A 26,590-nucleotide genomic window follows, 5' to 3' on the forward strand; every position below is an offset into this window, starting at 1 on the left:
CCGCTCAGCACCCCGCATTACTGCGACGCACCGGGACTGGCTACATGGCTCCTTGGCGATTACCATGGCTGGACTTTCACCAGCAAGCAACGTCCAGCTTTGCTGGACGCACGCACACCATAAAAAATACGCGCTGTCACTTTTTTGATGACGTCGCGTATTTTGTCATTACTCATTTATTGGTTCAATTGTTTTTTACCATGTTGATCATGGCTTTCGTATAGTACTCAATAACGGCATCCGATGCTTTGATCCCCATGACGGCATGTGTGTGAATAATGCCGTCAATCGTTGCAATCAGCACATAACCAATCGCTGAAACATCCAGTGACTTCGCCCCGTCTACGCCATCTGAGAAAACTTGTTCAAGATCTTTATAGAAGCCCGCAAACCGTCGCTGTGCATATTGTTGAAGTTTTGGCGCCCGAGTCACAATCGACCAGAATTCAAATGAAAATTTAGCATTCATCACTTCTGTTTCATCATCCAACGCTTTAATAACCGTCTTAATATAAACTTTTAAAAATGTTTCAAAATCACTTTTTGACGCCAGTTCAGCAATGAGCGCCTGACGCTTTGCCAGCTGAATTTCCGCAATGTCAAAGAAGACATCTTCTTTGCTTGGAAAGTAATGATAGATTCCCCCTTTGCTCACACCGCTGAGTTTTACGATATCATCCATCGTCGTCGCATCATAACCTTTTTCAGAAAAGACTTTAAACGCACATGCAATAATATGATCTCGTTTTGCCTTTAACTTCTCTTCACTAATCTTCGGCATAACAACCCCCTATCCCGACCAGTCGTTTTGATGCCATTATAATGAAATGATGCATGACATGAAATGGAAATTCTTATGATATCCCTATAGAAATGTACGACATTATATTTTAAATTGGTTAACTTCATGGTTTATACGATTCCCACGCTTCTCACCTACATTTTTATGCGGTATAATGAGTAGAATGAAAGCGAGGATGACCATGCAATTTCTACAAGGACTCTTATTGGCCAGTTCATCAATTCTATACGTTTTTTTTGCATACTATGCCTTTAGACATCGAGAAGTTCCCGGCGCCATAAGCTTGGGATATCTGATGCTCGCAACTGTTATCTGGTCTGTCGGCGCTTATTTTGAAATTTTTGCATCCTCGATTGAGCAGATGATCTTTTGGCGAAATGTTCAGCAAATAGGCGTCTTTGGCGTTCCGATGCTCACCTTGAGCTTCGCCATTAAATATACACTGAATCGAGCACTTTCGAAAATACACCGTTTTCTCTTCGTCTTTCCTGCAGTGATCAATCTGCTGATTTTTACCAATGGATACCATCATTTGATGCGAAGCGGCTACGACATTGTCGAAAATGCTATTTTCGGCAAAGAACTCGTCGTGCACGCAACTGCATTTGATACGATGCTCGTTGGAATCAACTTTGTTATTCCACTGCTTGCTGTGGCGCTTTTTTTCGATTTTCGACAAAAAATCGGCGTTGCTTATAAGCGACAGGTAACGCTCCTCATGATCAGCACGCTGTATACGTTTCTCGTAACCGCTTTAAAAATGTCTGTTCTATCATCAATCGGTATTTATATCAGCATGTCTGTTCTCTACATTCCAAGTGCTATTTTATTCTTTTTCAGTCTTTTTCGGTTTGATTATTTCAATCTGGCGCCGATAGCCTATAATAAAGTATTTGATGTCATACACGAAGGCGTTGTCGTTATCAACAAACGCATGCGAATCGTCGATATCAATCCTTTTGCCACTGCATTGATTGCATCGGAAGATAAAATAGCCGTTGGGAAAGATATCAACGCCTGTCTCAAAGCCAGTTTTCAGTTCGAGCTGGCAGCACTATCCGGGCAAATGACAACTTACAACCTCTCATGCGGCGATAATCGCATGATCGATATGACTTATCATCCTATTATCGCATCAGAGAATATCGTTGGTGCCGTGTTGCTGCTCGCCGATGTCACCGGACAAAAGGAGTATGAGAAATTTCTAATTGAACGCGCCTATCAAGATGGCTTAACAGGACTATTAAACCGCTTTGGATTAAATTATTTTCATGACAAACACGAAGGCTACCAGTCTTTAATCGTCTGCGTCCTCGACTTAGACCACTTTAAGTCGATTAACGATCAATATGGTCATTTAAATGGCGATACCGTGCTCATTCAATTTTCCGACATGCTGCGTGAGACATTTACCGATCATTGCGAAGTCGCGAGAATCGGCGGCGAAGAATTTGCACTCTATCTATACGACCAAACACTTGAAAATGCTTTCGAACGTGCGGATACCTTTAGAAAGCGTATTGATAATCACGTTGTCTTCACCGAAGACGGCAATGCCATTCACTTTACAGTCAGTATCGGCATCAGTATTTCCGTCAATGCCAATGAACCGTTAAAACTAATCATTGCACGTGCTGATGAGGCGCTCTATGCCGCAAAAAATGCAAATCGCAACCGCGTAATGCTCTATGAAACCAATATTGCCAACCATTGACACAAATCAATTTCCTTACCCATGAGAAGCGAGGTATAAATGGATTCAACTCTTTCCAACAAAAACGCGTTTGGACGTTTTAAATTTATCGGCATTACACTTTTAGGGCTCATTATGTTCCTCTATAAATGGCCGCAGCTTGATCAAACACTTTTTCTTTACATTATTTCAGCGACACAGTCGTTAACACAGCCGATTATCAAACATATTTTGTCACTGTTCTTACTGATCAACGGGTTAGGTGCATTACTTGTCACTGGTTTTAAGGCGCCTTATTTCGACCAGCATCCCCTTTTTAAGCGGGCCTTTACTTGTTCCAAAACGCGTTTAGCCGTTAACCTGCTGGCGCCATTAATCGTTTTAAGCAGCTTTTTCCCGCAGTTCGCGTTTCTCAATGATCTCAGCGCTGATGTTGTCACCATGTGCACGACAGTCTTTGTCTTTCTAACGGTTTCAAAATTATTGCTTCCCATGGTTAGTGAATTTGGCTTAGCAGAATTTATCGAAGTGTACCTGACACCCTTGATGCGTCCTATCTTCAAATTGCCCGGGGCAGCTGTTATGCCCGTTATAACGTCTTCATTCGTCAGTGTTACCGTTGCAATCATGCTCTTGACTGATCAATTCTACAAAGGGTACTACACGCGTCGCGAAACGCTGTTTATCACAACTTGTCTAACATTGCCCGCAATGCCTGTGACAATACTCTTATGCGATCTTGACGGCATTTCATCTCGCTGGGGGCTCTTTTATCTCCTTATTGTCTTTATTGCGCTGTTGCTTAGTATCGTGCTCATTAGAATACCGCCTTTGTCCACAAAAGATAATCACTATTACGCGGTAAAACCTGCCAGCAATTCTAACGATGGTCAAATACGTAAGAGCACTTTTAACAATGCCATGGACACTGCTGCCGCTAAAGCACTTTCACCGCACGATACACCGCTTAAGAATCTTCGCGATGTGCTCTTAAACATGACTTCTTTTATGCCATTTATTATCGTTATCGGTACTTTTTCGATGTTCCTCATCTATAAAACACCGCTAATCACATGGTTAACCAAGCCCTACGCACTTTATATGGGATTGTTCGGCATTCAAGAGGCGCACACCATCGCACCGGCACTTTTCTTAAATACCGTTGATGTTATTTTGCCGCCAGTCGTTCTCAAGAATATCGCCTCTGAAACGGCGCGCTTCACAGCACAGCTTATCTTTATTACGCAAATGACGTATATGGCACCTTTTCTGCTAACCATGGGCATTGATACATTGACAAAACCGATTGAAATCTTCAAGATTGCCATTCTTCGAATTATATTAATCGTTCCGATGGCCGCGCTTGCTGTACACTTCTTCTTGCATTAGCAAAAATCATTATGGCGGCTTCAATGCGCTTCGAATAATTGACATATAAAAACCGAGCATCCTTTAGATGACTCGGTTTTTTATTTGACATTACACACGCAGCACTTTTTCTATAAAGACGCGCGTTAGTTCCGGATCAAATTGTGACCCAGCACACCGCAGCAATTCATCTATCGCAGCTTCATGTGACATTGCCTTTCGAAAAGTGCGATCATTCGTCATCGCATCATAGGCATCTGCAATGGCAATAATACGGGCATTTAGCGGTATTTCAAGCCCTTTCAAGCCACTTGGATACCCACTGCCGTCCCAAAACTCATGATGTGCACGCACATATTCTGCAATGCCGTAAAACTCTTTTGATGTATTAAGCAAGCGATAACCTGTTTCAGGGTGCTGCCTAATTTGATTCCAGTCCGTCAGTGTTAAGGCGCTCTTTTTATTCAGCAGGATTTCATCTATCGCTATTTTGCCAATATCGTGCAACTCTCCAGCAACTTTAAGTTTCTGACATTCACCCTCTGAAAAGCCGAGCACCCGTCCGAGCTTGGTACAGTATTCACCGACGCGCTTTGAATGTGCTTCTTCTTCAACACTCTTCATCGCCAGCGCAGACGAAATTGATTTGATAATGTCATTGCGTTTACTGCCGCCGTAGTATATTTTACTTTGATACATGCGATCTTCTGCCTGTTTAAGACATTCAAAGATATCCTGTTCCTGATTCTTTTTAATATCCCATCCAAAAGATACAGAGATTTCAATGCCCATAATTTGTTCGTGTCTGAACGCCTGTGTCACCTGTTTTGTATAGTGATTAATGAAAAGCTGTTCTGTTCGAGGCATGATAATAACAAATTCATCGCCTCCGATTCTCGAAATAACATCGTCCGAACGCTTATAACGCGAAAGTGTATTGGCAACCTTTGTAATCAACTCATCCCCAGCACGATGGCCAAAGGCATCGTTGACAATCTTAAGCCCATTGACATCAATAAAGAGAATCGCCAGCGGCCACGCGCTATTAATGTCAAGTTTGCGAAGCACATCTTCAAAATAGCGGCGATTATACAGCCCGGAAAGCTGATCGTGATAACTTAAATATTCGATTTCACGCTGTTTCTCCTGTTTGTAGCGATGGTCTCTGAAAACAATAACAACGCCGGACAGTTTGCCATTTTCGTCAAAGATCGGCGACGCAGTATCTTCAATGACTATTTTATCACCTGATTTGGTCAACATCACTGTGTGGTTGGCCAAATGCAATATTTTTTGACTCTTGATTACCTGATCGACTGGACTTTCCAGTACTTCGTGCGTCAATTCGCTTTCTAATACGATATATTGGTTAAACGGTTTGCCAATGATTTCATCCATCAACCAACCCGACAACTGAACAGCAATTGGATTCATAAAGGTAATCAGTCCCTTAGAATCCGTCGTAATAACACCATCCCCAATAGCATTGAGCGTAAAATAAAACTGATTTTCTGTTCGATAGAGTGTATCATACTGACGTTTCATAAATGCCAAACGCTCATTGATGAGATAATGCACAGCCAACACTGTCATCATAAAGACAAGCATCGTTAGAATCAGTCCAATTTCAAAAATCCAGTTGGTTGTGAAGGGCTTTTTAAACCGCATCACATAAGCGTAGAGCACCGCCGTTGCAACAATGAAGCCCAACAGCATATCCCGGCGTGCATGAAAGAGACTCATCACTATAAAAGTGGCTGCCATACACCAGATTGCAGGACCAATGTAATCGTAAAATGCTGCCCCCATATAAATCAACAACCCGCAATAGACGATAATGCTCATAATTCGTCTGAGCTGATCTTCCTTAATTTTTAACAGTGCGATTTCCAGTACCCCAAAAGCGAGCAGCATCAAACTTTCAAATGCAACAAACATCTGTGGTTCCTCTAAAAACAATACCCGAACCGAATAATTTGCAATCGCACCAATTGTGAGCGATGAAAGAATGACGAAAGAAATCAGCACTTGTTCCAGTCTCTGACGGTTTTCCTCGCCTCGATAGCGTCCCAAATCCTTCATAAAAGCTTTTATTTTCTGAAACATTGATAATATTCTCCCCAATATGAGTATTCACAATAATATTCACACATGAATTATACCACAATTGCCGCATAGCGAAAGCGCAAAATCATAACCGTTTAATACATTTCAGGATTGACATCGGCTCTAATCCATCATACAATATAGTTAAATAAATAACAATCTTGTCCTGAGGTCATTTGTCCAAAGGATCGGATCAAATTTTTGCAACCCTACTGTCATGAATTTATTCTGGACAGAATGTGTTTATTTTTTATGCAAAAATGATGGGAAGGAGCCCCTCGTCGTGAAACGCAATGATACCACTTCGGCCGAATGGTCAGAATCTTGCCGAACAGAAAATGATGCTCTGGGCGCAGCAGTTCTGCCGTCAAAAGCACTTTATGGCATTCACACACATCGCGCAAGAAATAATTTTAATCTTACGGAACGCACTCTCTCACCAAGTCTTATACACGCTATCCTCCAAGTCAAAAAAGCATGTGCCGAAGCCAATGTTGAAACCGGTGATCTGTCGTCAACCATCGGCGCTGCCATTATCTCAGCTGCCGATAAAGCACTTGATGTCTTCGAAAAAAAGAATGAATCCTTGCCGTTGAACCCTGATGAGCAGGAGATATATGAAGCACTTCAAACACACCCGCTCCAAGGCGGTGCAGGTACTTCAGTCAACATGAACGTCAATGAAGTCCTCGCCAATCTCGCACTGGCAAGGCTCAACAAAAACGCAGGAGACTACGACAGTCTGCACCCGGTTAATCACGTCAATATGAGTCAATCTACCAATGATGTCTATCCAACGGCATTAAAAATCGCCCTAATCCGTAAAGTACGGAAACTTTCCGATGCGCTCGCACAGCTTCAAAGCGCATTGCAGCGCTTAGAAACAGAACATGCCAACGTCATCAAGTTGGGACGAACACAGCTAATGGATGCCGTTCCCATTACGTTTGGTCAAGTTTTTGGCGCCTATGCGCGCGCCATCAGCCGTGACCGCTGGCGCATCTATAAGGCTGAGGAAAGGCTAAGGGAAATAAACCTCGGCGGTACAGCTGTCGGCACCGGACTCAACGCCTCTCTGGATTTTATCTATCTCGTAACAGAACGTTTACAGCGTATTACCGGCCTCGGAATCGCTCGTGCAGATCTCTTGGTTGATGCCACTCAAAATGCCGATGTCTATGTTGAAGTCTCGGGACTTTTAAAAGCACTAGCCACTAATTTAATGAAAATCGCCAACGATCTAAGACTCATGAACGCCGGTCCCAGAGGCGGTTTCGCTGAAATATCTCTGGAAGCGCACCAAGCGGGTTCATCCATTATGCCGGGGAAAGTCAACCCGGTGCTCTGTGAAATGGTCAACCAAGTATGCTTCCGCGTTTTTGGCGCAGATGTTGCCATAACTGCCGCTGCCGCAGGCGGACAATTTGAGCTCAATCCTTTTTTGCCCCTCATTGGCGATGAACTGTTTACCGCTTTTGATCTACTGGAGGCTTCAGTCGAAAAATTCACACAGGGCGTTATTGAAACGCTGTCTGTCAATCGTGCGCACTGTCAGGAGACCGTGGCTAAATCGACCTCACTTGCAGCTGCTTTTATCGATGTCCTCGGCTATGATGAAGCAAGTGCCATTGCCAAGCGCGCTCATGAATCCGGCGCAAATATTCGCAACGTTTTACGCAACGAAACACTGCTTTCAGACGAAGCCATTGATGAACGACTCACCGTTCAAAACTTGACGCATCCAAAGCGTTAAAACTTTTGATATGACTGCAAAACATAACACCAATCGCCGATGTTTTTCTACTAAAAGCTCTAACAGAATAATCTAACAGCAAGGCTAAATCGCAAGCCTTCACAGAAAGGATCACTTATGAATCAAACGCCTCAAGGCAATCGCATTCACATTGCTTTTTTCGGCAAGACAAATGCCGGCAAATCATCATTAATCAATGCCATTACCGAACAGAATATCGCACTGGTATCTGAGATTTCAGGAACGACGACGGATCCCGTCTACAAAGCAATGGAAATACTGCCGCTAGGCCCCGTCATGATGATTGACACAGCTGGTCTCAGTGATGACACGGCACTTGGAACACTGCGCGAACAAAAAACACTCGATGTTCTCAATAAGACCGATTGTGCACTCATCGTTCTCGATGCAACAGATGCAGATACTTCGTTTACCTTTGAAAAAAAGCTGACCGAGACAATCAAGCAAAAGAAGCTGCCCCTCATTGGCATATTCAATAAAACAGATCTCTTGAAGGATCATCCCCCTGAAACAATTGTCCAATACTGTGAAACGCTTTCAAGAGATTTTAACATCCCTTTTATACCGGTTTCTGCTAATACCGGCAAGGGCATAGACCAAGTTAAAAAGCAGTTGGCTGCTTTAATGCCGCACGATGAAGATCGATTTAAAATTGTTGGCGATCTCATTCATCCGGGCGATTTCGTCGTTCTCGTGACACCAATAGACAAAGCCGCACCAAAAGGACGTCTCATACTGCCGCAGCAGCAAACGATTCGAGATATTCTAGAAAGCGACGCCATTGCTATCGTCACCAAAGAACACGAACTCCGCGAGACGCTCTCGTCGCTGGGCAAAAAACCATCACTGGTGATCACAGATTCTCAGGCCTTTTTAAAAGTCGGTGCTGACACGCCAACGGACATTCCAATGACATCATTTTCAATTTTATTCGCGCGCTATAAGGGCGATTTAAACAGCCTCGTCGCCGGAGCTGCGGCGATACGCAATCTTCAGGACGGCGACAGAGTGCTCATCGCCGAAGGGTGTACACATCATAAACAATCAGACGATATCGGCACAGTCAAAATTCCAAGATGGATTCGCCAGCTGACAGGTAAGGAGATTATTTTTGAGCATACGTCGGGCGTCTCGTTTACAGATGATTTAAAAGCCTATAAACTCGTCGTCCACTGCGGCGGCTGTATGCTCAATCAGCGCGCAATGCAGCATCGCATTGAAACGGCTGTTAAATACCAAGTACCAATCGTCAACTACGGTGTTCTCATCGCCTACGTACACGGCATTCTCGATCGTGCGTTGGAACCATTCCCAATGGCAAAGCGAACATGGGATAAATACAAGGAGGTATAGTTATGACGCACCGCATTGGCATTATCAGTATTATTATTGAAAATGCTTCACAAATCGATCGTGTTAATCACTTGCTGACAGAACACGCATCCATCATTGCCGGACGAATGGGACTCCCCAATCCAAACGGACGCAAAATTAACGTAATTGCCATTATCGTCGACGGCACGAATGACGACATCGGCAATCTCTCCGGTAAACTGGGCCGTTTAGAAGGCGTCAACGTTAAGTCTGCCGTTTCAAAGCAAAGTTATCCTGCACTATAATTCGACGATGGCACAGAGCGCTCATTGTTTAAACCCAGCCATATAATGTCATCAATTCAAAATATGTTTCAAAATATGTTCTTATACATGACCTCAAATAGGAAGGCGCTGCAAATCTAAGAAATTAGATAAGCAACGCCTTCTTTTTGTCTAAGACAAGTTGACGCCTTTAACAGCGCTCCAGCAAAGGGAAATCTAGTCTGTTTATTTTGTCATCGCAGCAACATAATACCATTTCAAGTCATTTAATGTCGCCTGATCAAACTGCGCAAAGTTATCATTAAATGTTTTCGCAAGTTTTTCTGCCTTTGCTTTTGCCTCCACCATATATTGTTTCATTAGGGCATTGTGATCAAGCGCTTTGCTTTTAAAAACATCGGATGCGCTGTCTGCAATGCTGGCATCAATGCCAAACTGCTTCACAATGGTATCATCTTCGACAAAGTCTTTATGCGTCCACAGGCCAGAAGTCATGTGCATCTGATATTCTTGAAGGAATAAATGACCGTTATCTGCTATAAACAATATTGCATCTGCAATAAAATCAACGGCCTCCGGTGACATCGCATAGTGAAAATTCACCCTGACCCATCCCGGTTTTAAAGCATTGATACCGCTTTTGATAATTTCACGATATTTACTTGAAACTTCAGACGCAATGTGCAGCAGCTCATGACCATAAGGTCCTGCACATGCACAGCCAGCTCTCGACTGTATGCCAAAGAGATCATTCAATAATTTGGCAATAAACTTGTGATGCAAGTAACCGTCTTCATATCGAATGTTGAATGACAGGATACTGACTCGCTTTGAAGGGTCCTTACTGCCTAATATTTCAACGCGATCATTTTTCATCAACTTATACATCACGCGGCTAATGTAGTCGTGTTCAATCTTTTCAATTTGTTCAATACCAATTTTTTCTTTCACTTCCAATGCCAGTGAAGCCTTAAAAATTTGCAGTATTCCCGGCGTTCCAGCTCTTTCACGCTCTTCGACGACTTTTGAAAAATCATAGCCTGATACGCTGACATAATCGACGGTTCCGCCGCCGGCGATCGTCGGCTTATTATAAATATCATACAGACGGCTGTTCAACACCAGCAGACCGCTAGATGCAGGCCCGCCGATAAATTTATGCATTGACAGGTAAATGGCATCAAAATAGGATTCATCATCCTTTTTCATATTGATGTCGACATATGGGCCGCTGGCTGCAAAATCAAAACAAGCATACCCGCCGTGAGCATGCATAATCTTAGCAATTTCGTACACAGGCGACTTTATACCCGTTACATTGGAAGCCGCTGAAAACGAGCCGATTTTAAGCCTGCCCTTATATGCCGGAGAAGATACTTTTTCTTCCAAATCTTTCAGATCAAATTCGCCAAGGGGTGTTAAGCCAATAATGACGACTTCCGCAATACTCTCTCGCCACATCAAGTCATTTGAATGATGTTCATAAGAGCTGATAAAGACGACAGGACGGTTTTCAATTTTTGACTTGTCAATGTTGACATATCGAGTAAGTCCCGGTGCATAATAAAGACCGAAGATGGAAATCAGCTTGTGTATGGCTCCAGTTGCACCTGTACCAACAGCAAAAATATTATAGTCGTCTGCATTGAGCATCTTTTTCATTTTCTCTTCAGCTTTGTGAACGAGTGCGGTCATTACTTTTCCCGTTTCACTATCTTCAGTATGAGAATTGGCATACATCTCCTGAAGGGTAATCATGTACTTTTCAATAAATTTCAGTGTTTTCCCCGAAGCCGTATAATCGGCATACGTGACGAATCGTTCCCCATAAGATGTTTTAAACGTCGCCTCGCTGCCAATCACCTCTTTCCTCAACTCATTAACTGTCCATTGCATCTTTGTTCATCCTCTCCTTATGCTTAAATTTGAAAACTACAATATTTGCGAATGATTAATATAAGGTTCCAAAATGCTTAATCGCGTTTTGGCTTGGTCACCAAGTTTTAGTGCAAGCTTCGTACAAATAATTTCAATGAGAAACATTGGCGCAACATCAGAATTAAAATAGCTCATGCTTTCAACATCCACAATGAGCAGTTCATCCGCATATTGTGAAAATGGCGCCGTGGCACGATCTGTTACAAGAATAACTTTGGCGTTGCGCTCTTTTGCCAGAATAATAAACTGTCGTGTATAGATGTGGTAGCGATTAAAACTAAACACCACGATACAGTCATTCTGGGTCATATCAATCAGCTTTTCAATATTGTCAACTTCTTCACCGACGACTTGTGTGACATTGCTCACCAACAGTTTTAACAGATAAGCAAATTTATTAGCGATATCAACGGTTCCTCGAATACCGTTAATATAGCGTCTTTCAGATGCGGCGATCATTTCCACAACGCGGTCTATTTTGTCAGCACTGTTTTTAGCAATAATACTCGTTAAGTTATATGACGTCATTTCATACAGCTTTTTAACAATCGTTTCTTCAAAATCCGAATCTGCCTTACCTGAAGCAATATGCTGCACAGGCGGCAGTTCAAATTTATCCGTCGATTCCGCCTGAACTGCAACAAAGTCCTGCAATTCTTTCTGCAAATCGACAAATGAGTTATAGCCGATCGCTTTTGCCATTCGATTAACCGATGTATTACTCGTATCAAGTTCCTTTGCAAGATCGCTGGCAGTCATAAAACAAGCCTTACTCACGTTGTAGAGAATATATTCAGCGATCTCACTTTCTTTTTTCGTCAATTTTGATTTGACGATGCATTCCTTCAATGTGTTCAAATCTGTCATAAAATCTCCCAATTTAAATCGTATTTATTGATTAATCCCTTGTTTTTTTAACCTCATCATCTTTTGCTTTATGTATTACTGGGGATTAAAATGGATAAATCGTTAAATTTTAAACATCAACTTAATTTTTGTTTTAGTTTTAAACATTAACTTTTTTTTATAGTTTACATCGAAACACACGAGAGAGCAATACGTTTTCCGAAAATTCTATCTTTTTATTCTATAGCAGCCAATAATTCGCTTTCACCAAAAAAAGATGATCTCATCGATTCAATGAAATCATCTTTTATCTTAGCTATTGTCTATCCACACAGCATGTTATTGCGTTTTTATATTTTAGATCAGATTGTATCGATCAACTCTGTGTTATCTTAATCTTAATCTTAATCTTCATCCTTCAATCGCTTTGCTTCATACTGTCTTAGCAGTTTAATAAAGGCTTCCGGCACTTGAGCCAACTTATCAGGTGTTTCAACATACGATATTCTAAACTGTGTGCTGCCGGGATTGATTTCGCCGTCTGCAATATCGTAAAAGCCGCTCATTGGTGCAGCGAGAAGCGTTGTCATTACGCCGTCAATTTCAACAGCCCCCTCGCTGGCACAATATTGTACAAATGCTCGAGCATCAAAACCAGATGCTACAATATTTCTGACATCAATCACGGAATAAATGGAAGCATCAGGACTTGATACAATAAGCTCTGGTTCCATTTCTTTAAGGCAATTGTATACTTTGACAATCTGTCCACCATAATAAGCCCGCATCTCTTTGCACCAACTGGTGATTTGCGCCTTGCTCTCGTGCGCCAGCGCACCGAAGATATATTGGCCAATCGCATTCGCACAAAGATTTGCCGTATATTCAGCAACACTTCTATCATGAAACAATGCATTATCCGTAATTACTGCTCCAATGCGCAAACCGCATGCATTCCATACTTTCGAAGCCGTTTCAATGCTGATTCTACGTCCTTTGATCCCAGGAACGCGCGCTTCTGAAAGGCCCCATATGCTGACGAGCGGCTTAGAATCATCATAATATAGCTCTCGATAAGCTTCATCGCTAATCATCCACATGTTATATTTGACACATAATTTTGCAAGTGCCTCCAGCGTGTCATAATCATAGAGTTGACCAGTGGGATTATCATAGGGAATCACCAGCAACGCGCCTGGCTGATGTTTTTCAATCATTGCTTCAATGGCGTCCATATTGGGCAGATTAAACTTCCCGTCTTCCTCCAGCGTTCGCTTCACAGTCACTGTCTTTCGGCCTATTCGCTCTGAGAAAGAAATATAGTTTGTATAAGCGGGATCAATCATCATTAATGGCTTATCTCCGGTTGCAGGCTCACCGCATACCCCGACGATCACGAGCTCCATCCCCGCCGAACCGCCATCTGTCACTTGAACAAACAACTCATCCGTGTCAAAGCCTTCACAGTGCAGAATATTTTTAAAAGCATCCCGACACTCTGCCGTTCCCGCCGTTGTCGTATAGCGGATAGCGCCATTTTCAAAAGGACTGCCGGCGGCACCCAGATCAAAAAGCCGCTTTTGCATCGCAGGATTCGTCGGCAGTGATACATTGCCGATGCCAACGTTGATAACAGCTTCCGGTTTTACTTCCCGCGCTTCATATTTCATTTGCGCCACGCGTACAGCAGAAGGCTTTCTAGATTCAAAGTGTTTTGAAACCATTGGTTTATTCATCATACATCTCCTCAACATGACTATTCATATTAGGTTCATGAAAACGTCACCCTATTATTTAGCAATATCTTCAATTTCTACACTATGTGTTTTCATACAAACACACAGGTTGAAAACGCATAAAACACGTATAATCCCACACAAAAATGCATATATAGTGAAAAACGTTCAATTTATTGCATAATTATACCATTCATCTTATTCCATTCCTATTATAACCAGAAACTGCCTGCTTGTAAAACATTCTTTTCCAAAACTTAGGACAGAGTATCCACAATCACGACAGCACGCGCCGTCTCCCTCTTTTGCACATGATGTAATTTTGCAGATGCTGTCTTCAACTTTCACGATCCTAAAGCGATATACATTACTTATTTCGATAATAACTGTGTGCACAATAAAGCGCTCCGGCAGGATTGTGCGCCAACACGCGGTCTTTTGCTACAAGTGTCGTTACCATTGCATCAGAATGCTTATAAAACAATGAATCGTGGCCGACACACAAACCGATAATAATATTGAGTTCTGTTTTCATTTCATTTAAATAGAGGGCTTGAGCAATGGGGTTGCACATGGTTTCATAGGTTCCGGGACGTACCTTTTGAGAATCTTCAAGTCCCATATGTTCCTTTGGAATACCGCCTGTCTTGCAAATGACACTGTGTACCTCAAAGCCCTCTTTGCGAAGCATGCTTTCGTACGTTTTTGCTTCTTGTTTCAAGCCAAGGCAAAAAGCTATTCCCAAACGCTTATAACCCATCTTTTTACTAAAATTAATGGTTTCACGAACGCGCGGCCACTCACAGTAACCTTCTGATTCTATTTCAGCACTTGCTTTATAAAATGATTTCATACCTTCTTTTTCGTAGAGTTCAAGACTTTTTGACAGTGTTGATTGATCACGCATTGGACAATTCGCCGGCATATCGGATTTATCTTCATTCAGACAGCTGGTCTTTGCACACACGGCACAAGTATACGGCATTTTTTCCTCCATTTCAAAGCACATTCCATTGTCACACTGCACGGCATCCAATTGCAGTTCATTTAGATACTGCTGAAAGCGCTGTTATTGCAGTTGTTATCATCATTTTTGCAACCTGATTATAACGCTAATAACCTATACTGTCAAATATGAAAACGGTGCCAAAACCATCCCAAAATCACGCCATAATTATTCCAAAATCTGAACGCGCATCCCATCTTGGATTTGGTCTACACCTCTGGCAATCCACACTTTATCCGTTGGCAGATCCCTAACCTCAATACGGTCGCCCGCTATACTGCCAAGCTCAACCGGCACTCTGACTGCCGTTGAATCCTCAATATAGAAAGCATACTGATCTTCACCAATATATTTAATTGCGGAAAGCGGCAGTGTCATTGCCGTTCGCGGCGCTTCCAAGAAGTCAATTTCGCAGGCAATGCCGTCTAGGAGCATCTCGTCCACATTCAAAAGCGTTAACGTCACATCATACATTTTCGTTATTTCATTTTGAAGAAAACTAAGCGTCTCAACATCGGCATCATAAACATCACCATCAATCGTCACAACACTTTTCTCAATTGTGTCAAGGCGTTTGAGCTGATCAAATGTCAACGCCGTTTCGATGAGCATGCCGTCAGTCTGTATCACCTGAACAGCTGTTTGTGATGAAACGCGTTCACCTGCATTTAATTCAAAGTCATTGACAATTCCTTCAACAGGGCTTTTTACCGTATAATCTGTAATCCCCGCACTTAAGATTCGAACTTGTTCTCTATAAGCAGTGGCCGCATTATCATACTGTTTCGATAAAGATGAAACTTGTGATTGCGCTGACGTCCTGGCTGAATCCGTCGCAGCACCGACAGCATGAAGCGCTTCAATATCAGCCAGTTGCTTTTCCGCATCTTTAAGCTGTATTGATAAGTTATCCCGCGTCGTTTTCAAACTGGAAACGGTTGCTTCATAATTGGCTTTCGCTGTGGAATCATCTAATCGATAGAGTATATCACCCGCTTCAACATAGGCCCCATTTTTTACAAAGACCTCTTTAATCGTACCGCCAAGTGCAGGGGTCACCGAAAGTACATTGGCGGGCCTTACAGCACCAATTGTTTTAAAGCCATCCGTAAAAACAGTTGTTTCCGCTGCTGTCGATGTTACGACAATCTGATTTTCTACTGAATTCGCATCTGTCGAATCACTTTGACATGCTGTTAGACTAACCGTCAACAGCACCAGCCATCCCATAAGCTTTAAATTATACTTCATCATGCGCCTCCTTTTTATCTGAACGACGCTCAATCAAGTGATAAGTCACCGGAATAAAATAGAGCGTCATAACCGTCGTCACAAGCAGTCCAAAGACAAGTGTAAAACTAAATTGTGCATAGTAAACTTCTCGGAACGCCAACGGCAGTACGCCGCCAATCGTCGTCATCGTCGTTGCCAGCACCGGATTAAACCGTATCTTCCCGGCTTCCACAACCGCTTCATCTAGACTCACACCTTCCCGTCTCAAACCATTCATAAAATCAATGAGCACAATTGCATCGTTCACGGCAATCCCCACAAGGGCAATCAATCCCATAAAAGCATAAAAGCCAAATTCATTGCCCGTGATGACCAGTCCGGAAAACACCCCAATAAAGGCCATCGGCACAGTCGTGAGTATGGCAAAAGGCTGCTTCACAGATTTAAATTGAACCGTTAAGATGACAAAGACCAGCAGAACGGCGAGAATCATTGATCGCATCAAATCTTTAAAACTATCCTGAATCTGTGCGACTTCTCCAGAGAGCTTGACTTTAACGCCATCCGGCATTTGAATCGCCGAAATTTTCACATCTAGATCATTTGTAATTTCAGAGGCATTGTAACCTTCCATGACATCAGCTGTCACAGTAATAATCCTTTCACCGTCCTGATGTGCAATGGCAGAAACGCCTTGCTCAAAATGATAGGATGCAACCGCCGAAAGCGGCAGTTTCGTCCCGTTTTGCAATGTGACATACATCGTGTCGAGGTTGACAGCATCTGTTTTATGAATTGCTTCATCAAGTACGCGCACATCAATCAGCGTCTGTCCTTCTTTAAGTGTCGTGGCAATCGCGCCGTTCAATGCTCGGTTCAACTGCCTTGCAATATCACTGACAGACAAACCATATTGATTCGCCGCAATGGGATCAATCTTCATGACCGTTCGCGGCCCGCTGTCCGTAACAGAAACAGCAGCATTATAAACGCCGTCAATTTCCCTTAAAATAGATACATATTGATCGGCAACCCCTTTACCGGCTTCATAATCATTTGCCAAGAGTTCTATTGCAATAGGTTTGCCAGATGGCGGTCCGCCTTGTGCAGCTACAGTTACTTCAATTTTGGCATCTGGAATCGCTGCAAAAGCGCGCTCCAGCCGTTTAAGTACCGTAAAACCGTCTTCTGTCATGAACGATTTATCATAAAATGTTACATTAATCGTCGCTGTATCCGCTGCCGCCACACCGCCAATTGCCGTATTAAACACGGCAACTGCCGGCTCTTCAATTAAAATGCGCTCGACTTCAGCGGTCACGACTCCCGTTTCATCAAGCGTCATACCGCCCGGGGTATCAACTGTGACAGTCAGACTACTCGGCTCAGACTGTGGAAAGAAATTGACTTTTAAAATGCCAAGCGGTATAAAAGCGGCTGTGCCAACAAGTATAATAATCCCAACACCAATGAGTGAAAGCTGACGCAAAGGTGAACCAATGAACCATGAGAGCACCTTTTCGTACCACTTCACAAGCCGCGATGTGTCCATAGAGGTACTGCCTAAATGCCAAAGCTTCAACGCCATTAAGCTTCCAAAAAAAGCTGATGCCGCAATGGGAAGCCATTTGGCTCCCTCCGGATCATAAAAAGCTATAAAACTCATCAGCATCATAAAAGCCAGTGCCAGCATTTTTTTGATGCGTCCTGCATCAATCATCGCCGGACGTCGTTTTGACCTTTTTAACATCACCAAGTAAATGGATGGCGTTACTGTAATTGAAATAAGCAGTGATGACAGCAGTGTTAAAATAATCGTTCTTGGAATCGTATTAACAAAGGCACCGAGAATCCCCGGCAATATTGAAAGTGGGAAAAATGCCGCAACGGTTGTCAGCGTTGATGCGAGTATGGGGAGCGCCACCTGAGTCACACCGTCAAGTGCCGCCCGATAAGGTGTATAGCCCATCCGGTACAGTCGATCCATGTTTTCCATGACAATAATAGCATTGTCCACCAGCAGCCCCAGTGCCACGATTAGGCCCAAAATAGCAAAAGTATTTAGTGATATCCCAAGGTAACTTAAAAGTCCCAATGTCAAAAGCAGCGATAACGGCATGGTAATCGCGACAATAAGTGATTCTTTAAGGCCGATAAACAGAAACAGCACCATAATGACGACCATCAAACCAGAACCGGCACTCAATTGTATGTTGCTTAAATCACGTTTGACGTTTACAGCATTGTCATAGACAATTTCCACTGCAACATCTTTAGGATACAGTCTACCGCGTCCCGCTTCAATCATCGCTTTGATATCTGCACTAGTTCCAATGACATCGGCGCCCTTTTTCCGATAGACCGTCATCGATACACTTTCTTTGGCCGTCTCACTGTTGTCAGCCTTAAAATACGTACGGTTCGTCAGCCGCTGTGATTTGATGTCATAATGAATATCTGCTAATTCGCCAAGATAGACCGACTGACCGCCGTTTCCCGAAACAATGACATTTTTCATGGCTTCCAGATCTGTGATTCGGTTATCAATGCTGACGGTTGTCACTTGACCGCCGCGTTCAATGGTGCCCACCGGCAAATCAACATTGCTGCCGGCCAGTGCATTCATCACCTGATCGAATGTAAAACCGCTGTTGATCAGTTTCTTTTCATCCACGACGACATGAATTTCCTCAGTGACATCCCCTGATAAGGTTACATCATCCACGGCGGGCATCGCAGTAACTTCATCAGCAATATCCGATGCTATTTGCGATAGGGTTGAAATGCGATAGGGGCCACTAACGCTGAATGTCATTAACGGCAATTCACTCGTTTTAAAAATAACAGCATCCGGCTGCTCAGCTCCGTCGGGCAAATCAACTTCACCCAGAAGACTGTCTGCCTCGAGCTCCTTTTTCTGAATATCCACGCCTTCCAGAAACGTAATGACGACATAAGAAAGACCTTCCGACGACTGCGATGTCATTTCATCGACTTCATCCATTCCCGACAATGCCGTTTCAATGGGATCAGTCACAAGCTGCTCGACATCTAATGCGCCGGCACCCGGATAAGGCGTTTGAATCATCAGTGTTGGAAAGACGATTTCCGGCAGTGATTCCTTTGGCAGCAAATAGGCACTGCTAATCCCGAGTACTAGGAGCAATATGATAAACAAATAGGTCATATGTGTGTGATGAATAAAATAGCCAGCTATTCTACTGAGCAAGTGTGACTTTCTCTGCTCAACGATTTCAATTGATTGATCTCGATCATTTTCTTGATTATTCACATTACGCATAAATACCTCTTTTCAATGTAGACAATTTATAAATCGCTTCTTCCATGCTTTCTGCATATAAGTCCGCTTCTTTTTTAACTGTATCTGCCATTAGTGATTCCAGTGCCTGTCCGCTCACAAGAATAAGCGGCTGTAATCCATTCGGCATTAATCGAATCGCATTGATCAACTCATGAACGCCATTGAGATGCTGAGGCATCGTGCACGATATTCCCAGTACGTGAGGTTCCCATTTAGTAACAGCTGCAACAACTTCGGCAATTGCCGTTTGACTTCCGAGATAATAAGTCGTCCACCCCGCCTGCATCAATTCATGATGCATCATCCGAAGCCCCATGTCATGCATCTCCTGCGGCGCCGTTACACCGATAAAAGTCGTAAATCCTGCTTTTTTAAATGGATGGCGCTTTGCATAGAGCTGCTGCATACCTAAATGAATGGCTTCCGTCATAAAATGTTCTTGAAAAACATCAATTTCACCGTTTGCCCATAATCCGCCGATACGGTATAAAACGACTTTGAGAATACGTTCGCAAATCATCGCAGTCGTGATTTCATAATAATGCAGCATGGCAATGAAATGAACAATATCCGCAAGGTGGCCATTCAAAAGATAAATCATGAGTTTTTCCACTTGAACGCTATAGAATACGTCGGGATTAGTTTTTAATATTTTAGATTGTTCGCGATGGAGCATTTGCATATCTGCTGCAATCTCATCTTCCGTCACCAATTCATGCATCGCTATATCAAAGATAAGCGCCATTTTTTGGAGTAATTTTATAGAAGGCATGCGTGCACCGCTTTCATAATTCGCAACCGCCGGCTGTGTAATCGACAAAGCATGCGCCAATTGAACCTGACTTAATCCTTTTTGTTTTCGCAAGTATTTCAGCTGTTCTGAAAATGTCATACTGCTCTCCCATCCTATATGCTTTCATCGCAATTTTATACAAAATCATATGCAACGCTTATAGATGACGTTATTTTAATGCGTATTCATTTAGCGACTGATTATTTAATCTAATGGATACCCATTTTCATCACAGCCTATCACGGATTTAAAAAAATATCACACTTTGTGATATTTAATCAACTCTTGACGACATTTGCTGAAATTTTGTTGTATTAGAAAAGACCTTGTCATTTTTGACAAGGTCTTTCATCATCGCAGCAATGCTTTTGTAAATTGCCGCATTATTTTTTCAGTATAGCATCATGTTCGATACGATATCATGAACAAACATGCATTATTCCGTTTATGAAAGCGCTTCCAATTTTTCAGCCGTATTCTCAAACCAGCTGCCTTTAAAGAGTTCAATCATACCTTTATCACAGATTTTTGCAAAAGCCGGATCAATTGGCAGCTTTTCTAAAATCGGCAGTGCATACTGGCTTGCCATTTGTTCTAAATTCGATTCGCCGAATATTTGATGTTTTTCGCCGCAGTTGCCGCATTCAAAATACGACATGTTTTCGACGACACCTAAGATAGGAATCGACATATGATTGGCCATGTTGACAGCCTTTTCCACAATCATTCCGACCAATGCCTGCGGTGAAGTGACGACAATAATACCATCTACTTTAATTGATTGGAAAACCGTCAGCGGTACATCACCCGTTCCCGGCGGCATATCGATAAACATGTAGTCAACATCTTCCCAAATAACTTCTGACCAGAACTGTTTTACCATATTTGCAATAATCGGGCCGCGCCATACAACCGGATCATTCTCATTTTCAAGCAGCAAATTAATACTCATAATGTCAATGCCCGTTTTGGTCGAAAGCGGATAAATGCCTTCTGGTGTTCCGAGCGCTTTCTCTTTAATGCCAAAAGCTTTTGGAATAGAGGGTCCTGTAATATCCGCATCTAAAATAGCGGCTTTGTGACCCCGGCGCTGCATGGTTACAGCAAGCATTGACGTTACCAAGCTTTTACCGACGCCCCCCTTACCGCTGACGACACCGATCACCTTTTTGACACGACTCGCCTGATGCAGCGGCGCCGAAAAATCATGCGGCTTGCTTTCTCTTGAATCGCAATTCTCTGTACACGAATCACATTGATGTGAACAATTTTCACTCATTAATATCACCCACTTTAAAATATTGGGCATATGCCCCATAAAAACATTATACGCCACTGCCAAGCAAAGTCAACCCATAAATCGCTTTCGTTCAATCTTGCGGCAATGTCGAAACAAAGGCCGTCTCATTCGATCAGACAATCCCTTTTAAGCATGTCATTCCCTCTTGAGACCATCGCCTGTATTTACAATTCCAGCAGACACCCACAACGGCATCAATACATTCTTCTTCCATATCTTTTACAAATGCTCGGCAAGCCTTTTTCGGCGCTTGCAGCTGATACGTTTTTAGTACTTGGTAATCAAAACGCTCAACAAAGCCCGCGCCCATCTGTGTCTGCCTAATCACGCGCTTGTCCAGTGCAACATAACCTTGAGGTGTTTCATCAACGAGCAAGGTAAAACGATGATCTTTTAAAATCACCTTGGTAGGCTGATAAATGAGAATTTCTGCATTTTCAGGCACGACTTTACCCATTGTCGTCTCAGTCACTTCAATATCATAATCAGCTTGAAGCGCTTTAACTGTAAATCGTTGATTTTCGACGCGCTTCAACAGTCCTTTCGCCTCACCGTGATTGCCGGAAAGTCTCAATCCAATGCCGGCCATAGCACCAATGATTCCATCACCAGTGCCGCCGTGTTCGGAAAGATGTATTCCCAAATAGTATGCGAGATCATATGCTTCCTGTTTCGTAAGCACTTCTGTCGTCGCACGCTGTCCATAATGAATCAGCATGTTTTTTTCATTAATCGTAGGATTGCCAATCATACAAAATCCAGGATCTGAACCTGCGGCCCTGAATTTTCGAATGATGTCGATACCAATATCCTGTATTAAACGCATCGAACATCTTGGCGCTTCTCCTTCAAGACACATGGAGCTATTGTGCGAAGTATACGGAATCGCTTCATGAATCAGCAATTGGTGCCTAGTGATATGATGACATTTTCCAATGCCCTGCGCCGCAATTTCACGTTTAATCCTTTCAACCAGCTCACCCGTTCCAATAGAATCAACATTGTCCGTATCGTCTAAGCACAGAAAGAACTTCATAGCTGTCCCTCCTCGTAATTCTTAGGCAACCGCATCGTTTCACCACGCATGATGGCTTGATACATGTCCTCTGTCAAATTGAATTCAAACAGTGTATCATAAAATTGATGAACCTCTCCTTGCAGATCAACGTCGACAAAACGATCCGGATATAAATCATTTGCCACCCATAAAATCGCCAGCGGGGTTTCTATAGATGTTTTATGACCCCAGCGGCTTATGCCAATAGGCATTTGTTTCACGTCCTGATTTTTCACAGCATCAATAAACTGCCACTGTGGATTCGTCAGTATATAATTGGGAACACCGCTTTCATTACAATAAATAACCGCGGGATTCCAAAGAATAATCTCCTCTAAATTTGTATAATATTTATCACCGTCTTTTTCAAGATCAGCACCTAGTGAAACATTGATGCCGCCTGCAACTTTCATCCAATCTGCCGGCAGCGTATCACTGGCGACAGTACAGTTCGCCTCATTGATCGAATGATAAACACGTACTTTTTCTTCCTCAGAAAGTGTTTCTAACTGTGTTTCAACCAATGCGATGATGCGATCGTAAAAAGTCGTATACGCCTCTGCCTCCGCTTCGGCATCCAACAGTTTCCCCAGCATCGTCACAATCTCTTTTTCCTCTGTCATATTTTGAAAGTCAACGACGAAATACGGAATGCCGAATTTATCCAGTTGTTCTGTCTGTTTATCGTCATGATAAATACTCATGGATATTAGTGCGACATCAATGGATTGATCCAGCAACGTTTCCATGTTGATTTGACCGCTGGACACCGCCATTACAGCATCGCCAATCGTCGGCACTAATTCATTTAACAAAACATCTCGCTTTAGACCATTATTAACCGCCACAATATGATCGCCGCGATCAAGCATGCTTACCATATGACCGGACACAGCATACAGTGCTGCAATATGATCTGGATTCTTTGGCAGAGACAGTGTTCTGCCGGCACTATCTGTAACAGTTACCATTGCAGGATCATCAGCAGTTTGTGTTTTGGGTGCAGTCGCACATCCTGATACTGCCAATAGGACGATTAGTCCCAGTATTGTAATTTTTGTTTTCATTTAGATGCCCCTTTCCGTACGAATGGGCACAATATGAGATTGCGGCTTTACAGCCCCATCCGCTGTAAAACTCAGAATCTGTGTTCCCAATCGATAAACACGTCTGATGTTATCAACAGTCAGAACGGCTTCTGGCGCCCCTTCTGAAACGACAGCTCCTGCTTCGAGCAGAACCGCCCGCGTTTTCACGCCCCTTTGTGCAAAGTAAAAAGCATGATTGGGATCATGCGTCGACATGACGATGCCATGTGAAGATGACAGCATCATGTCGCTGATATGTTCAAGCACCATCATTTCATTTTTTAAATCAAGTGATGCCGTTGGTTCATCAAGCAGCTGAAAAACGGCACCTTGAACAAGTCCGCGGGCAATGCGTACCAATTGCTTTTCACCTCCGCTGAGCGTATGATACATCTGATCGGCAAGATGCTGAATATCCAGTGCCTCCAGAACCGCCAATACCAGTGCATGGTCTTTATCGCCAGGCACATCAAAACGCCCTAGATAAGGCGTTCGCCCCATCAACACGACTTCTCTTGCGGCAAAAGGAAAATTGACCTCATCTTTTTGCGGCATGTAAGCAATACGCCGCGCGCGTTCAGTATCGCGCATTTTACTAACGGGAATGCCTTCAATTTCAATGTATCCATCAAAATCGTCTTCAAACCCGCTGATACAGTTAAGCATTGTTGTCTTGCCGCTGCCGTTCGGCCCTAATAGACACACGAGCTCTCCCTGTTTCAACGTAGTCGAAACATCATTCAATATGGTTTGCTTCCCATACTGAAAGCATAAATTTTTGATACTCAGCGTCATACGCTTTCCCCCTACCAGTTTTTCCCCTTTGTCTTCCTTAAGAGGAATACGTAAAACGGTGCACCTACAAGCGCTGTGATAATACCAATGGGCATCTCAGCAGATGAAATACTCCTGGCAAATATATCTACAATAACCAGAAAGCCGCCGCCAAGCGCAAATGAAAGCGGCAGCAGTGAACGATAATCCGATCCGATAAGCATTCGAATCATATGCGGCATTACAAGTCCAATCCATCCAATCGTACCTGAAACAGCTACCGCAGCCGCTGTCATAAGGGCACTGCACGCAATGAGAATCCCCTTCGTTTGACGAATATTAACCCCCAGTGAAAAAGCTTCCAAATCACCTAGTGATAAAACATTCATGCGCCAGCGCATCAAATAGATAACCAGAAAGCTGACGACAATCGGCAAAAGTGCAATCATCAGCTCTCGATAACCTGTATTCGCCAAACTTCCCATCAACCAAAAAACAATCCCAGGCAATTCATCATAAGGATCGGCTATGTATTTACCGAAAGAAACAAGCGCTGAAAATACCGATGATACAATGACACCACCCAATACAAGCATAATGGTGGGCGTCGACCGATAAGCAGACGCAATGTGATAACTCATCCATACAGCGAGTAACCCAAATGAAAATGCCAATAGAATAACGACTTCATAACGGCCATTAAAAAAGATAAAGCCTAGCACTGCACCAAAACTAGCACCATTGCTCACGCCCAACATCCCCGCATCAACTAATGGATTTCTGAAGATTCCCTGCAACACAGCGCCGCTGACAGCCAGTGCACCACCAACGAAAAAGCCTAAAATCGCACGCGGCAAACGAATCTGAAAGATAATGCCGGCCACGACATCCTGAACATCATAGTGTCCGGTCGTTAATACCTGCCATATTCGCTGAATCGCTTCTTGAAATGTGATGGGATAACGTCCTAGAAATAGTGCTGCGAGCATTGCTGCAAAAGGCAGCAATGCAATGCAGACACTTACAATTCGCAAACGTTTTTTATGATGATTTGTCAAGTTATTTTGATTTGACAACCCAAACAACCCCCACGACTACGATTAAGCCAACGACGACAACGAGAATCGTATTTCTTGAAATACCACCGCTTTGATCTTCCACGGTATCATTCGACGGTTCAGCTGCCTCACTTTCGTCAGGTGCATCAGCATCTGTTGCTTCACTGGCGGCAGTATCATTGGAATCCGATGCAGAAACCTCAGTGGTCTCAGGGCTACTCTCGCCGCTCTCAGCTGACGCTTCAGGTGCTGTCGCTTCAGGTGCTGTTTCTGCCGCCGCTTCATCGGCGACAATTGTAAAGGTTACTTGTGCATCTTCACCTAATGCACTGCCGTTTTTAGCCGTCAAATCTTTTGAAATATTAAGCGTATACGTTTCGCCTGGCGTCCATCCGCCGAACGGTCTGATTTCAATGGTATTTCGAATATCGCGATTGACTTGATCATCCCCAAAAAATGTGAGGAAATTAGCCGGTTCACCCGCCGAATCAACCATTGAAAAACAAGCGGCATTTGCATCTTTCACACTTAGGTTAACGACATTATTTGAAAAATTCAGGTAAATAATTTCGTCTACCCCAACGGCATCAAGTCCGTCTGCCACATCGACGGATTCCAGTGTCAGCGGATTGTCCCCGCCGCCTCCGCCACTGCCATTGCCGCCTTCAGCAAAAGATGCGATTCCAAGCATCAATAAACACACTAAAATAAGGCTGATGCTTTTTAGTGATCTAAACTGTTTCATACGAATGCCTCCACTCTTTATTTAACATTGTGATTGACGCTACAACCCAAAACAGAAACACATCGAGGTAAGTATCACATATGATACTACAGAAAAATCAAGATAGTATACCCCTTAACTGAGCATAAAAAAAGCACCGTCAGGCGGAGCTTGTGATTCGGGCAAAGCGGCTAAGTATTGATCACACGTTCCGTTTTGTCCCGTATTGATTTCGCCTATCCTCGAGTTTTTATGCAGCGCTGGATGCGCATTCATCACAATAAGATTATAGGCCTTTGTCCACTAACTGTCAAACAGTAACCTGCGCCATCTGCTTCGTTTCAAACGTTATTGCTTTCACCGGTTATCATTGA

The 26,590-nt window shown here is 43.2% G+C and carries 20 protein-coding genes; 5 read left to right on the forward strand and 15 right to left on the reverse strand.

The window, feature by feature from the left end; genetic code table 11:
* Positions 1–184 precede the first annotated feature (184 nt).
* Positions 185–781: a TetR/AcrR family transcriptional regulator gene (locus KHM83_RS06240; RefSeq protein ID WP_213236071.1), complete on the reverse strand. Its 597-nt coding sequence runs from the start codon at positions 779–781 to the stop codon at positions 185–187.
* 202 nt (positions 782–983) lie between these two features.
* Here KHM83_RS06240 and KHM83_RS06245 point away from each other — a divergent pair, with 202 nt between their 5' ends.
* Both KHM83_RS06245 and KHM83_RS06250 read left to right on the forward strand, forming a co-directional pair.
* Positions 984–2,516: a histidine kinase N-terminal 7TM domain-containing diguanylate cyclase gene (locus KHM83_RS06245; protein ID WP_213236075.1), complete on the forward strand. Its 1,533-nt coding sequence runs from the start codon at positions 984–986 to the stop codon at positions 2,514–2,516.
* A 39-nt stretch (positions 2,517–2,555) separates the two neighbouring features.
* Positions 2,556–3,884: a hypothetical protein gene (locus KHM83_RS06250; RefSeq protein WP_213236076.1), complete on the forward strand. Its 1,329-nt coding sequence runs from the start codon at positions 2,556–2,558 to the stop codon at positions 3,882–3,884.
* Positions 3,885–3,974: 90 nt separating this feature from the next.
* Here KHM83_RS06250 and KHM83_RS06255 read toward each other — a convergent pair whose 3' ends face one another.
* Entirely contained in the window at positions 3,975–5,969 is a 1,995-nt protein-coding gene (locus KHM83_RS06255; RefSeq protein WP_213236077.1) for an HD-GYP domain-containing protein, read from the reverse strand.
* A 283-nt stretch (positions 5,970–6,252) separates the two neighbouring features.
* Between KHM83_RS06255 and KHM83_RS06260 the strand changes: the two genes are divergently transcribed.
* The 3 genes from KHM83_RS06260 (at position 6,253) to KHM83_RS06270 (ending at position 9,362) form a co-directional block, all read left to right on the forward strand.
* Positions 6,253–7,722 (forward strand): aspartate ammonia-lyase, encoded by a 1,470-nt coding sequence (locus tag KHM83_RS06260; RefSeq protein WP_343213124.1) that lies wholly within the window; start codon positions 6,253–6,255, stop codon positions 7,720–7,722.
* A 117-nt stretch (positions 7,723–7,839) separates the two neighbouring features.
* Positions 7,840–9,096: a [FeFe] hydrogenase H-cluster maturation GTPase HydF gene (gene hydF, locus KHM83_RS06265; protein ID WP_213236079.1), complete on the forward strand. Its 1,257-nt coding sequence runs from the start codon at positions 7,840–7,842 to the stop codon at positions 9,094–9,096.
* Between the two features lie 2 nt (positions 9,097–9,098).
* Positions 9,099–9,362, forward strand: a complete 264-nt coding sequence (locus tag KHM83_RS06270; RefSeq protein WP_213236080.1) for a TM1266 family iron-only hydrogenase system putative regulator — start codon at positions 9,099–9,101, stop codon at positions 9,360–9,362.
* A 204-nt stretch (positions 9,363–9,566) separates the two neighbouring features.
* Here KHM83_RS06270 and KHM83_RS06275 read toward each other — a convergent pair whose 3' ends face one another.
* From KHM83_RS06275 to KHM83_RS06335, 13 genes are all read right to left on the reverse strand, one after another.
* On the reverse strand, positions 9,567–11,237 hold the full coding sequence (locus tag KHM83_RS06275; protein ID WP_213236081.1) for an aminotransferase class V-fold PLP-dependent enzyme: 1,671 nt from the start codon (positions 11,235–11,237) through the stop codon (positions 9,567–9,569).
* Between the two features lie 36 nt (positions 11,238–11,273).
* Entirely contained in the window at positions 11,274–12,146 is an 873-nt protein-coding gene (locus tag KHM83_RS06280; RefSeq protein ID WP_213236082.1) for a MurR/RpiR family transcriptional regulator, read from the reverse strand.
* A 383-nt stretch (positions 12,147–12,529) separates the two neighbouring features.
* Complete coding sequence (locus KHM83_RS06285) at positions 12,530–13,864, reverse strand: pyridoxal phosphate-dependent aminotransferase (RefSeq protein ID WP_246542908.1); 1,335 nt, start codon at positions 13,862–13,864, stop codon at positions 12,530–12,532.
* Between the two features lie 364 nt (positions 13,865–14,228).
* A complete protein-coding gene (locus KHM83_RS06290) occupies positions 14,229–14,846 on the reverse strand; it encodes a DUF1847 domain-containing protein (protein WP_246542910.1) in 618 nt (205 codons plus the stop codon).
* 189 nt (positions 14,847–15,035) lie between these two features.
* Positions 15,036–16,118, reverse strand: coding sequence for an efflux RND transporter periplasmic adaptor subunit (locus KHM83_RS06295; protein ID WP_213236083.1), 1,083 nt, complete (start codon positions 16,116–16,118; stop codon positions 15,036–15,038).
* Positions 16,108–19,401, reverse strand: a complete 3,294-nt coding sequence (locus KHM83_RS06300) for an efflux RND transporter permease subunit (protein ID WP_213236085.1) — start codon at positions 19,399–19,401, stop codon at positions 16,108–16,110. Before KHM83_RS06300 ends, KHM83_RS06295 begins: the two co-directional genes overlap by 11 nt.
* Positions 19,394–20,314: a cobalamin-dependent protein gene (locus KHM83_RS06305; RefSeq protein ID WP_213236087.1), complete on the reverse strand. Its 921-nt coding sequence runs from the start codon at positions 20,312–20,314 to the stop codon at positions 19,394–19,396. Before KHM83_RS06305 ends, KHM83_RS06300 begins: the two co-directional genes overlap by 8 nt.
* Positions 20,315–20,660: 346 nt before the next feature.
* Positions 20,661–21,494, reverse strand: coding sequence for an Mrp/NBP35 family ATP-binding protein (locus tag KHM83_RS06310; RefSeq protein WP_213236088.1), 834 nt, complete (start codon positions 21,492–21,494; stop codon positions 20,661–20,663).
* Between the two features lie 133 nt (positions 21,495–21,627).
* Positions 21,628–22,551 carry a hypothetical protein gene (locus KHM83_RS06315; RefSeq protein ID WP_213236089.1) on the reverse strand — a complete coding sequence of 308 codons (924 nt, stop codon included), beginning with the start codon at positions 22,549–22,551 and terminating at the stop codon, positions 21,628–21,630.
* A complete protein-coding gene (locus KHM83_RS06320; RefSeq protein WP_213236090.1) occupies positions 22,548–23,639 on the reverse strand; it encodes an ABC transporter substrate-binding protein in 1,092 nt (363 codons plus the stop codon). The genes KHM83_RS06315 and KHM83_RS06320 overlap by 4 nt, the downstream gene beginning before the upstream one ends.
* Entirely contained in the window at positions 23,640–24,455 is an 816-nt protein-coding gene (locus tag KHM83_RS06325; RefSeq protein WP_213236091.1) for an ABC transporter ATP-binding protein, read from the reverse strand.
* An 11-nt stretch (positions 24,456–24,466) separates the two neighbouring features.
* Entirely contained in the window at positions 24,467–25,510 is a 1,044-nt protein-coding gene (locus KHM83_RS06330; RefSeq protein WP_246542912.1) for a FecCD family ABC transporter permease, read from the reverse strand.
* Entirely contained in the window at positions 25,494–26,237 is a 744-nt protein-coding gene (locus KHM83_RS06335) for an Ig-like domain-containing domain (RefSeq protein ID WP_213236093.1), read from the reverse strand. The genes KHM83_RS06330 and KHM83_RS06335 overlap by 17 nt, the downstream gene beginning before the upstream one ends.
* Positions 26,238–26,590 lie beyond the last annotated feature (353 nt).

Source organism: Fusibacter paucivorans, assembly GCF_018390735.1.
In the GTDB taxonomy this organism is placed as follows: Bacteria; Bacillota; Clostridia; order Peptostreptococcales; family Acidaminobacteraceae; genus Fusibacter; species Fusibacter paucivorans.

Coding starts and splice junctions, on each gene's coding strand:
- KHM83_RS06315 (WP_213236089.1), bottom strand. CDS start 22,551: ATGAAGTTCTTTCTGTGCTTAGACGATACGGACAATGTTGATTCTATT.
- KHM83_RS06295 (WP_213236083.1), bottom strand. CDS start 16,118: ATGAAGTATAATTTAAAGCTTATGGGATGGCTGGTGCTGTTGACGGTT.
- KHM83_RS06285 (WP_246542908.1), bottom strand. CDS start 13,864: ATGATGAATAAACCAATGGTTTCAAAACACTTTGAATCTAGAAAGCCT.
- KHM83_RS06240 (WP_213236071.1), bottom strand. CDS start 781: ATGCCGAAGATTAGTGAAGAGAAGTTAAAGGCAAAACGAGATCATATT.
- KHM83_RS06335 (WP_213236093.1), bottom strand. CDS start 26,237: ATGAAACAGTTTAGATCACTAAAAAGCATCAGCCTTATTTTAGTGTGT.
- KHM83_RS06250 (WP_213236076.1), top strand. CDS start 2,556: ATGGATTCAACTCTTTCCAACAAAAACGCGTTTGGACGTTTTAAATTT.
- KHM83_RS06290 (WP_246542910.1), bottom strand. CDS start 14,846: ATGCCGTATACTTGTGCCGTGTGTGCAAAGACCAGCTGTCTGAATGAA.
- KHM83_RS06245 (WP_213236075.1), top strand. CDS start 984: ATGCAATTTCTACAAGGACTCTTATTGGCCAGTTCATCAATTCTATAC.
- KHM83_RS06255 (WP_213236077.1), bottom strand. CDS start 5,969: ATGTTTCAGAAAATAAAAGCTTTTATGAAGGATTTGGGACGCTATCGA.
- KHM83_RS06325 (WP_213236091.1), bottom strand. CDS start 24,455: ATGACGCTGAGTATCAAAAATTTATGCTTTCAGTATGGGAAGCAAACC.
- KHM83_RS06280 (WP_213236082.1), bottom strand. CDS start 12,146: ATGACAGATTTGAACACATTGAAGGAATGCATCGTCAAATCAAAATTG.
- KHM83_RS06320 (WP_213236090.1), bottom strand. CDS start 23,639: ATGAAAACAAAAATTACAATACTGGGACTAATCGTCCTATTGGCAGTA.
- KHM83_RS06275 (WP_213236081.1), bottom strand. CDS start 11,237: ATGCAATGGACAGTTAATGAGTTGAGGAAAGAGGTGATTGGCAGCGAG.
- KHM83_RS06305 (WP_213236087.1), bottom strand. CDS start 20,314: ATGACATTTTCAGAACAGCTGAAATACTTGCGAAAACAAAAAGGATTA.
- KHM83_RS06300 (WP_213236085.1), bottom strand. CDS start 19,401: ATGCGTAATGTGAATAATCAAGAAAATGATCGAGATCAATCAATTGAA.
- KHM83_RS06270 (WP_213236080.1), top strand. CDS start 9,099: ATGACGCACCGCATTGGCATTATCAGTATTATTATTGAAAATGCTTCA.
- KHM83_RS06310 (WP_213236088.1), bottom strand. CDS start 21,494: ATGAGTGAAAATTGTTCACATCAATGTGATTCGTGTACAGAGAATTGC.
- hydF (WP_213236079.1), top strand. CDS start 7,840: ATGAATCAAACGCCTCAAGGCAATCGCATTCACATTGCTTTTTTCGGC.